This window comes from Eggerthella sp. 1_3_56FAA (assembly GCF_000185625.1).
Lineage (GTDB): Bacteria > Actinomycetota > Coriobacteriia > Coriobacteriales > Eggerthellaceae > Eggerthella > Eggerthella lenta.
Map to the genome: position 1 here is coordinate 160,213 of NZ_GL622582.1, position 9,706 is coordinate 169,918.

6 protein-coding genes and 2 pseudogenes are annotated in these 9,706 nt (G+C 66.6%); 1 reads left to right on the plus strand and 7 read right to left on the minus strand.

Annotated elements, in window-relative coordinates; translation table 11 throughout:
* The 4 genes and pseudogenes from HMPREF1023_RS13985 to HMPREF1023_RS14000 all read right to left on the minus strand — a co-directional run.
* Positions 1–520 (minus strand): annotated as a pseudogene (locus tag HMPREF1023_RS13985) (formate dehydrogenase accessory protein FdhE); the annotation flags it as partial.
* A gap of 244 nt (positions 521–764) precedes the next feature.
* Positions 765–1,532, minus strand: coding sequence for a cytochrome b/b6 domain-containing protein (locus tag HMPREF1023_RS13990; RefSeq protein ID WP_009307092.1), 768 nt, complete (start codon positions 1,530–1,532; stop codon positions 765–767).
* Positions 1,529–2,452 (minus strand): 4Fe-4S dicluster domain-containing protein, encoded by a 924-nt coding sequence (locus HMPREF1023_RS13995; protein ID WP_009307093.1) that lies wholly within the window; start codon positions 2,450–2,452, stop codon positions 1,529–1,531. The genes HMPREF1023_RS13990 and HMPREF1023_RS13995 overlap by 4 nt, the downstream gene beginning before the upstream one ends.
* A 12-nt stretch (positions 2,453–2,464) precedes the next feature.
* Positions 2,465–5,602 (minus strand): molybdopterin-dependent oxidoreductase, encoded by a 3,138-nt coding sequence (locus tag HMPREF1023_RS14000; protein WP_147271339.1) that lies wholly within the window; start codon positions 5,600–5,602, stop codon positions 2,465–2,467.
* A gap of 458 nt (positions 5,603–6,060) precedes the next feature.
* Here HMPREF1023_RS14000 and selD point away from each other — a divergent pair.
* Positions 6,061–7,117 (plus strand): annotated as a pseudogene (gene selD / locus HMPREF1023_RS14010) (selenide, water dikinase SelD).
* 240 nt (positions 7,118–7,357) lie between these two features.
* Here selD and HMPREF1023_RS14015 read toward each other — a convergent pair.
* From HMPREF1023_RS14015 to HMPREF1023_RS14025, 3 genes are all read right to left on the minus strand, one after another.
* Positions 7,358–8,512: a double-cubane-cluster-containing anaerobic reductase gene (locus tag HMPREF1023_RS14015; RefSeq protein ID WP_009307097.1), complete on the minus strand. Its 1,155-nt coding sequence runs from the start codon at positions 8,510–8,512 to the stop codon at positions 7,358–7,360.
* Positions 8,502–9,272, minus strand: coding sequence for an acyl-CoA dehydratase activase (locus HMPREF1023_RS14020; protein ID WP_009307098.1), 771 nt, complete (start codon positions 9,270–9,272; stop codon positions 8,502–8,504). Before HMPREF1023_RS14020 ends, HMPREF1023_RS14015 begins: the two co-directional genes overlap by 11 nt.
* A 63-nt stretch (positions 9,273–9,335) precedes the next feature.
* Complete coding sequence (locus tag HMPREF1023_RS14025) at positions 9,336–9,575, minus strand: DUF3343 domain-containing protein (protein WP_009307099.1); 240 nt, start codon at positions 9,573–9,575, stop codon at positions 9,336–9,338.
* Positions 9,576–9,706 lie beyond the last annotated feature (131 nt).

A 9,706-nucleotide genomic window follows, 5' to 3' on the forward strand; every position in this document is an offset into this window, starting at 1 on the left:
CCGCCTCCCGACGCGCCCGCTCGACGGCCGTCGCCGGACCCTCTAGAAACGCGCGCAGGGCCAGCGCCGCCGCCATCGCGCCGATGCGGGCCGCGTCCTCGTCCATGCCGTCGTCCTCGAGCAGCTCGACGAACGACTCCACATAGGCAGCCGGGTTGCAGCCGGCGAGCGCGAGGTCGCTTGCGGCGACCATGCGCTCCCAGCTCGTGCGCGAGAGCGCCTCGCTCGTCGACGCCGCGAACCCGCCGCGCGCAGCCAGCACTTCGGCCAGCCGCTCCATCGCGCCCGCCAACGCGGCGGCCTCGATCTTCACCGGAGCATGGGAGAGCACCGGCTCCCCGTGGCGCGCCCACGTTTTCAGGCTATCGGCGTCGGGCACTTCGTAGCCGAGATCAACATGGGAGGCCGCCTCGGCCTGAACCCCCCACAGCTCGCGGAAGAACGCGAGCCGCGAGACGTCGCCCTCGTCGAGGTTCGTACGGTACGCGGCGATGGCCGCATCGATCGCTTTGAGGTTCATGGATTCCTTTCCTATCTGAACGGGCGGAACGCCCTTTTTGTCATCCTGAGCGGAGCGCGCAGGCCGGAGTCGAAGGATCCCGCGCGGCGATAGCCGCGGCGCTTCCAGCTGGCGCCGCGCGGGATCCTTCGACTCCGCGCTTCGCGCTCCGCTCAGGATGACAACCCGGGAGCGTCCGGTCGGGTTACCCACCCGGCGCCCGTGCCGCCGCGATTCGCGGCGGCACGAACGGGTCGCCGCGCTTTTACTTCGTCTTCTCCACCACGTTCTCGCCCGTGGCGATCTCCTTGCGGGCCCAGTGGCCCCAGTGGTACAGGGCATCGGACTCGGACACCGTGCCGTCGCCGAACATGAGCTTCGCCGTGCCGCGGTACGGCTGGAAGATGCCGGCGCCCAGGAAGATGTGCGCCAGGCCGAACACCGCGATCAGCAGAAAGCCTATGTCGTGCAGGAACAGGGTCACGCCGTGCACGCCCGCACCGAAATCGAACAGCGTCGTGCCCAGCAGAAGGATGATGCCCGTGATGCCCATGAGCGCTCCGGCGAACCACAGCATGCCGTCGGCGAAACGCTGGCCGCTCTTGACCTCGCGCTGGTCGGGCATGTGGATCCACTTGGCCATGAACAGGTACGGGAAGAACAGCATCATCCACTTCTTGTCGTCGGAATCCCAACGATCGAACAGGTTCTTGAAGATGTGCGCCACGCCCTTCGGAGCCAGCAGGGCGCTGATCAGCGGCACCGCGACGAACACGACGCCGATGATGCGATGCGACATGCGGATGGCGAACACCGTGTCCGCGCCGACAGCGGCCGCGAGGGCCGGAACGAACACGAACAGGCCGGAGATGCACAGCAGGATGCACGCCGCGATGGTGATGCCGTGCGTCAAGCGCGCCTGCAGCGAGTGGCGCTTGATGTAGCGTTCCTTGCCGCCGGCTGCCATGCTTGCCAAGAACGCCTGGTTCTTGGCGGCTTCCTCAGCGGAAACCTTGACGGGTCCCTTGCTCATCGGTTGCCTCCCTTCTTGCCCGGAAGGTTCTCGGTGATATGCTCCATCACCGTCTCCTCGTCCTGGCCGTCGCCGTGCTTGACGACCTCTCCGGTGTCGACGGAGATCGTGTCGTCCGTCTCGGGGTTGTACGCCAGCTTGTCGCGCTTGTAGCCGATGCCCAGCACGAACATGGCCGCCAAGCCGGCAACCGTGAGGCCCGTGACGGCGCCCGTGACCGGCTTCATGATCTGGGTCAGGCCGACCATCGGGTTGACCTGCGGATCGACGACCTGGCCGTGCGCTTCCACGCCGTGCTTCAGCACCTGGATCACGTGAAGGCCTCCCACCTCGTCCTCACCGTACAAGGCGGCGTCCGCATAGCCCTTGCCGTGCAGGTAGTCCACGCGTTCCCGGGCGATGGAAAGCATCTCCTCGCGATCGCCGAACATGAGCGCCTGCGGTTGGCAGGTGGTCACGCACGCCGGAGCCAGGCCCTGCTCGACGCGGTCGAGGCATCCGGTGCACTTGTTGATCTTGCTCGTGTCGCCGTGGTATTGCGGCACGTCGAACGGGCAGGCCGTGGAGCAGTACCTGCAGCCGATGCACTTGGACTCGTCCACGCTGACGAAACCGGTGGCCTCGTCCTTCTTCAGCGCCCCGCCAGGGCAGATGGTGGCGCAGGGGGCGTCGGTGCAGTGCTGGCACGAGCGGCGCCCGAAGGCCCACTTCACGCCCTTGTCGCCGCCGGCCTCCTCATGGAAGCTGATCAGCAGGCGCGTGTCGCCGTTCAAATCCATCGGGCTTTGGTACGAGCCCGTGGAAGGGTTCCCGTTCTTCTCGAGGGTGGACGGCAGGCCGTTCCAGCACTTGCAGGCCACCTGGCAGCCGCGGCACGCGGTGCAGCGGGAGGAGTCGAACAATATGGCTTTCTCACTCATAGCTCACCCCTCCTATGCCTTCTCGATGTCGACGAGGAACGCCTTGTACTCGGGCACCCAGCAGTTCGGGTCGCCCACGTTCGGCGGCAGGTCGTTGACGATGTCTCCGGTGGCGAAGTCGCCCGCCCAGCCGAAGTGGTGCGTCATGCCCACCTGGTGCACGGTCTCGCCGTTCACCTTGAACGGCTTAAAGCGAGGCGTGACCAGCGCCATGACCTCGACCGACCCGCGGTTGTTGAACACGCGGACGCGCTCGCCGTTCTCGATGCCCTTTTCGGCCGCCAGTTCCACCGACATCTCGACGAACTGCTCGGGCATGGCCTCGTTGAGGGCCGGGCACGTGCGGGTCTGGCCGCCGGTCTGCCAATGCTCGGTGACCGAATAGGTGGTCACCGCGATGGGGTACTGGCTGCGGTCGCCGCGCTTGACCGACTCGAACTCGGCGAAGCGCACGCACGGCGAGTTCTGCCGTCCGTTCAGCTTGTTGTCCGCCGGGCTCTCGAAGGGCTCGTAGTGCTCGGGCAAAGGACCGTCGCCCATGCCGTAGCTCTCCAGGCGCGCGTTCTGCTCCCACAGCATCATGAACGCCTTGTTGTTGGGCGGCACGGGCGTGCCGTTCGACACGGCCACGAAGTCGCCGACGTCGTTCTGCACCCACTTCTCGCCCGTCCATTCGACCAGCACCCGGTTCGGGTTCCAAGGCTTGCCTTCCAGGTCCGCCGAGGCGCGGTTGTAGATGATGCGACGGTTGAGCGGCCAGGCGAACGACCACTTGGGATGCAGCCCCAGCCCCGTCGGGTCGTCGGCGACGCGGCTGCCGATGGCCTGCTCGGCCGGGTCGAGCGGAGCGTCGTTGTTGGCCCAGAAGCCGGTGTAGATCCACATGCCGCAGGCCGTGGAGCCATCGGCCTTGAGGTTCGCGAACGTGCTCAGCAAATCGGGCGCGCCGTTCTCGAAGCCGCCCTCGGCGTAGTTGTAGCCGTTGAGGGCCCAGGCCACGGGGCGCGGGTCGATCTTGCCGTCAACGTAGTAGTCCCACTTCGTGTTGACGACGGGCTCGGGAGCCACGCCGTCTTCCTTCTTGTACAGGTCGACGATGGCCTTCCACAGCACGTCGCAGATCTCGTAGTCGGGCTTGGCGTCTTCCCACGGCTCGACGGCCTGGTAGCGCCACTGCAGCCAGCGGCCGGAGTTCAGGATGGTGCCCGGCTTCTCGTAGATCAGCGCCGCGGGCAGGAAGTACACCGTGGTGTCGATGTCGGCGGCGTTCATGTCGGGGGCCTTCCAGAAGGTGGCGGACTCCGTCTCCACCCAGTCGGCCACCACGAGCCAGTCGAGGTTCGCCATGGCGCGGCGCACGTTGCTCGCGTTCGGCGCCGAGTGGCAGGGGTTCATGCCCCAGTTGAAGTAGCCCTTGATGATACCCTGGCTCATCAGCTCGAACGAGCCGATGATGGAGTAGTCGGGGCTCTTCGGCACCTTCGGCCACCAGTCGTAGCCGTAGTCGTTCTCCACGGTGGCCGCGTCGCCGAACCATTCCTTCAGCGCGGAGACGATGAACTTCGGCTTGTTGGTGTAGTAACCGTCCGCGTACGTCTCCTTCTCGCACCATTTGCGCAGAGACGGCGTGCCGTACTCGGTGGGCCAGTTCAGGTAGCCGGGCTGGTTCGCCACGAGCATGCCCATGTCGGTGGCGCCCTGCACGTTCGGCTCGCCGCGCAGCGCGTTCACGCCGCCGCCGGCCACGCCGACGTTGCCCAGCAGAAGCTGCAGGATGCCCATGGAGCGGCAGTTCTGCGCGCCGTAGGTGTGCTGCGTCTGACCGAGCGCGTACAGGATGGTGCCGGACTTGTCGGGAGCGCCGGTGGCCGCGTAGGTGGCGTACACCTTCTCCAAAAGCTCCTTGTCCATGCCGCACGTGGCGGACACGGTGTCCAGGTCGTAGCGTGAATAGTGCTTCTTCATCTGCTGGAACACGCACATCGGGTCCTGCAGGGTCATGTCGCGCTTCGGCACTTCGACGGTGGGAGGCGTGAACTCGGGCACGCCCTCGGCCTTGGCCCAGGCGTAGGCGCCGCCCTCCGAGGTGTCCCACTCCTTCGTGGACTCTACCTGGTAGTGCCAGGTCTTCGCGTCGTAGGTGGCGCTGTCCTTGTCGAAGCCCGAGAAGATGCCCGTCTCCACATCGAAGGAGTACTCCTCGTCCAACAGGTAGGACGCGTTCGTGTAGTTCAGCACGTACTCGTGCTGCCACAGGTCGTGCTCGAGAATGTAGTTGAACAGACCGCCGTAGAAGGCGATGTCGGTGCCCGAGCGGATAGGACAGTAGATGTCCGCCATCTCGGCCGAGCGCGTGTAGCGCGGGTCGACGACGATCCACGTCGCGCCGTTGTCGAGCGCCCTCTGCACCCACTTCGACGAAACGGGGTGGTTCTCGACGTTGTTGGAGCCGATCGTCAAGATGACGTCGGCGTTCTGCATGTCGCAATAGTGGTTCGTCATCGAACCGCGACCGAATGTTGCTGCCAGACCGGCAACCGTGGGGCTGTGTCAAACACGAGCCTGGTTGTCGATGGCTATCACCCCTAGCGACCGCATCATCTTGTTGATGAGGTACTCTTCCTCGGAGTTCTGCTGGCTGCCGCCCAAGCTGGCGATGCCGTGGCAACGGTTGACCGTGATGCCGTTGGACACCGTCTCGAACGTGGCGTCGCGCGTGTCCTTGACCCAACGCGCGATCTCGGCGACGGCGTCGTCCCAGGTGATATCCTCCCACTCGGAGGCGCCGGGGCGTCGAACCATCGGACGGGTCCTGCGGTTCGGGTTCTTGATCACCTCGCGCGTGGAGGGATCCACCACGTTGCGCAGCTGGAACATCGTGGCGCCCTTCGGGCACAGGCCGCCCTGGTTGACCGGGTGGTCGGGATCGCCTTCGATGTTCACCAGCTCGCCTTCGCGGGTGGAGCAGATCACGCCGCAACCGCCGGAGCAGTAGCAGCAGATGTTCGTGTACTCCTCCGTGTTCACGAGCTTCCAGTCGGCTGCGGGCTCGACGGCCAGCGCCTCCGACTGTGAGGACAGCTCGAACGCCATGGTGGTGGCGAACGCTGCGCCGGCGGCTTTGAAGAAGCCCCTGCGTGACAGGTTCATGTCCTCGTTCTCCTTCCTTCTCGTCCGTTGAGAATCATGCGCCGAAACCAGCGGGGGACGTCGCCGAGGGCATGGGAGACGTCGTCCTGCTCGTGGTACCGGTACGCGCATGCCTTGGCCGAGCCGGCAGCCCTCCACCGCCCGACCGCCGCGATCTTAGCAAGCGCCTTGCGACGCGGCGTAATTAGTTTCTGATGATATGGGTGTTTTTATGCGCAAACTCTCAAGATTCCTTCGTGGAATATTCGGTAAACGTCATTCCGCGCCGAACGCCGCAGGGCGAACGGCCTGTTTCCGCCGATGGGCGGGGATACGGTTCCGGTAGGCGGTACGTTTACGGCGGCGGTGCGGTATCGACGAGCGGCGCGGATAACGCGCAGGCGGCAGGTTGCTCAGGACGCGGACGGGACTGCTATACTGCTGATGACGACCGATCCGGCTTACGCGAAAGGAATCCCATGAGCGAGACCGAGCGCATACGGCTCACCCGCCTCACCGAGAAGGGCGGTTGAGCGGCGAAGTGGGGTCCGGGAGACCTCGAAGAGATACTGAAGGACATCGCGCCGCCGCCCGACGCCGATCTGCTGCTGGGCTTCGACACGTCCGACGACGCCGCCGTCTACCGCCTGAACGACGACACGGCCGCGGTGCTGACGCTCGACTTCTTCACGCCGGTGGCGGACGACCCCTACGAGTTCGGCGCCATCGCCGCGGCGAACGCGCTGTCCGACGTGTTCGCCATGGGGGCGAAGCCTCTGACGGCGCTCAACATCCTCGCGTTCCCGTGCAGTCTGGGCACCGACGTGGTGGGCGAGGTGCTGCGCGGCGGGGCCGACAAGGTGCGCGAGGCGGGCGCGTTCGTGGTGGGCGGCCACTCCATCGAGGACGACGAGCCGAAGTACGGCCTGTCGGTGTTCGGCACCGTGCACCCTGACCGCATCGTGCGCAACGGAGGCGCGCAGCCGGGCGACGCGCTGTTCTACACGAAGGTCCTCGGCTCGGGGATCATGAACTCGGCGTTCCGGGCCGGGTTCGAGGACGACGAGGGCATGCGCCCCGTCATCGAGTCCATGATGGAGCTCAACCGTGCGGGCGCCGAGGCGATGGCGGCCGTGCACGCGCACGCCGCCACCGACGTGACGGGCTTCGGGCTGGCCGGCCACCTCCACGAGATGCTGGAGGCCTCGGACGCGTCGGCCGAGCTCGTCTGGGACGACCTGCCGCTGTTCAAGGGCGTCTACCGGTATTCCTGCGACTTCTGCCGCCCTGCCAAGACGTTCGGCATTATCGACTGGGCGCGCGCCTTCGTGAGGCAGGGCGGCCTCGAAGACGAGGAGTTCGAGAACCGCATGGGCGTGCTGTGCGACCCGCAGACGTCCGGCGGCCTGCTGGTGGCCGTGGCGCCCGACGAGGCCGACGCGTTCGCGCGCGTGTTCGAGGTCGGCCGCCGGTCGCCCGCCCGCGCTGATCGGCCATGTTCGCGACGGCGCGGCGGGCGAGATCAGCATGAAGTAGGGCCGTATCGCCCCGGAAGGGGCGATGCGGCCGCCGGGCGATCTGCATGCTGCCTTCGTCCGATCTCGAAAGCGTTGGGCGCAAATCGGCAGCCCTGGCAAAAATCGAGGAGCCCTGATGCCCCTGCGGGCGACGTTGAAAACGCCACCTGGCCTTTCTCCGTTTCAAGCGAGGAACCGCAGCGGAATACGCTCTAAAAATTGCCATGGGTCCCCATTCGCGCCCACCAAGCGGCAGTCGCTACAGCATCTCGATGAACGCGGCCAACCGGGTTCCCACCTGGCCGCCGTCCCCTGCAGAGTAGTCGGTTTCCAGCTTGAGGTACGGGATGCCCTCTTCCTCCATGCGCCGCTGCACACGGGACGATTCCACGTTGAACGTGTGGCAGGCTTGCAGCACCACCTCCACCACGCCGTCGGCGCGGTAGGCGCGGGCCATTGCCGCCGTATTGTCGATGCGGGCGTCGTTCGGCGTCATGACCGAGCAGTTGACCGCAAGGTAGCGATCGGAGATGGCGCGCAGGATATCGTCGGCGTCCTCGTCCACGAGCAGGCGGTTCGCTCTCTCGCCCGAGCAATCGTCCAGGCACACGATCACGCCTCCGTGCTCCTCGATCACCTTGCCCACCTTGTTGATGACGCCGCCCGAAGGGCACCCGGTGAGCAGGATGCGCTTCGCCGTGGCGGCGACAGGGCGCTCGCCCGCAGCGTAGGCGCGCTCGCGCTCGTCCGCCAGAGCCTCCAGCTTCCCGACGAACGTCTCCACATCGAAGCTGAACGTGCTGGCCAACAGCGTGCTCATGAGCTCCACGCCGCGCATGGCGGGCGGCTCGCTCCTCTGCAGCTCGTAGAGTCGCACGAGCGCGCGCCGGTAGCGGTTGCGCAGTCGCGCCGCATCGCGCAGCTTCCCGTCGTCGATGCGCACGCCGAAGCGGCGTTCGAGCTCGCTCGCGAACAGCTTCACCTCTTCGTGCCAGATATCGGCGGCGTAGGAGCGCGCCTGGCTCTGGGGCAGATGCAGCACGTGCACGTCCTTGAGGTCGGCGAGCAGCTCGTACATCTTCTTCTTGCCATCGCAGGTAGTCTCGCCCACGATGATGTCGGAGAAGTAGGTATAGGGGCATTTCTCGGTCAAGGCGAAGCCGTAGGTGCCCTTGATGAGCGGGCACAGGTTCTTCGGCAGCACGGTCTCGGCGTCGGGAATGGCCTCGTCGCTCATGCCGCACAGGCCGATGGCTGCCATGCAGGCCGCATCGATCACCTCGAGCGGCGTGTACGAGCACAAACACCCCGCCAGCTTGCCGCCCCGCTCCTTATACTCCTTGGCCGCCAGAAAGCCCAGCTTGCGAGCTTCGTTGAAATCCTCGAACGAGCGCGGCAACGCGTTATCCGGCATGGCGCCCCTCCCCTTCCTCGGCCAGCAGCGCGGCTCCCACGGCGCCGGCGAAGCGCGCGCGGGGCTCGGTGGCCACAAGCTCGCCCAGGCGCGCGCCGAGGCGCTCGACGAAGTACCCGTTGTCGCACAGGCCGCCCGTCAGGAAGTAGGGTGCGCCCTTGCCCTGCGCCACGAGCACCGACACCCGCTCCACCACCGATTCGATCACGGCGTACGCGATGTCCTCGCGCGGCGTTCCCTTGCCGATGAGGCTGATGACCTCGGACTCCGCGAACACCGTGCACATGGACGAGATGGACGTGGGCGCGCCCATCCGGGCGAGGCGCGCGAGCTCCTCCTGGCTGACGCCGAGGCGGTTCGCCATGACTTCGAGGAACTTCCCCGTGCCGGCCGAGCACTTGTCGTTCATCGCGAACTTGACCACCTTGCCGCCGCGCAGCACGATGACCTTCGTGTCCTGGCCGCCCACGTCGACCACGGTGCCCCCGCCGCCGAACAGGAAAGCGGCGCCCTTGCCGTGGCAGGTGATCTCGGTGACCACGCGGTCCGCATAGGGGACCGCGACGCGCCCGTAGCCCGTCGCGACGCAGGGAAGCCCGCGCGGGTCGAAGCCGCGCGCGAGCAGCTGCTGGGCCAGGCGCTCGGCCGCATCGACGCTGCTGAACCCCGTGGGGCACACGAGCGTCTCGGCGAGCCGGCCGTCTTCGAGCACCGCCGCCTTCGCGGCCGTGCTTCCTATGTCGATGCCGATCGAGGGCATGGGCGAGGTCCTTTCATCTTTTCTCGGCGCGGGGGAGAACGTGGCAGGCCGTGCGTTCTTTCCTTAGTACAATTCCACCTCGTGCACGGCCTCGTACGCCAGGCCGCCGCTCTCGAGGGCGTCCAGCAGCGCGCCGCGCTCCTCGGCGGGGACGCACCAGGCCAGGCCGCAGCCGGCGGAAACCTCCGACGGGATGGGTATCATCCTGCCCGGGAGGCCCGTCTCGCGGGCGGCGGCCTCAACGGCCATCGCATCGCTCGTGGACGCGAACGTCACCACGGCTTTCGGCGTCTTCTTCCGCACGGCTCAGGCCTCCTCGGCGATGGCGGCCACGGCGGCGATGCCGGCGTCCACCTCGTCCTCGGTGTTGAAGCTGCTGAAGCTGAACCGCACGGCGCCCTGGCGCTGCGTGCCCAGCGCCTCGTGCATGAGCG

Excerpts from the sequence above, each read along its gene's own strand:
- HMPREF1023_RS14015 (WP_009307097.1), bottom strand. The coding sequence starts at position 8,512 with ATGCCGGATAACGCGTTGCCGCGCTCGTTCGAGGATTTCAACGAAGCT.
- HMPREF1023_RS14020 (WP_009307098.1), bottom strand. The coding sequence starts at position 9,272 with ATGCCCTCGATCGGCATCGACATAGGAAGCACGGCCGCGAAGGCGGCG.
- HMPREF1023_RS13995 (WP_009307093.1), bottom strand. The coding sequence starts at position 2,452 with ATGAGTGAGAAAGCCATATTGTTCGACTCCTCCCGCTGCACCGCGTGC.
- HMPREF1023_RS13990 (WP_009307092.1), bottom strand. The coding sequence starts at position 1,532 with ATGAGCAAGGGACCCGTCAAGGTTTCCGCTGAGGAAGCCGCCAAGAAC.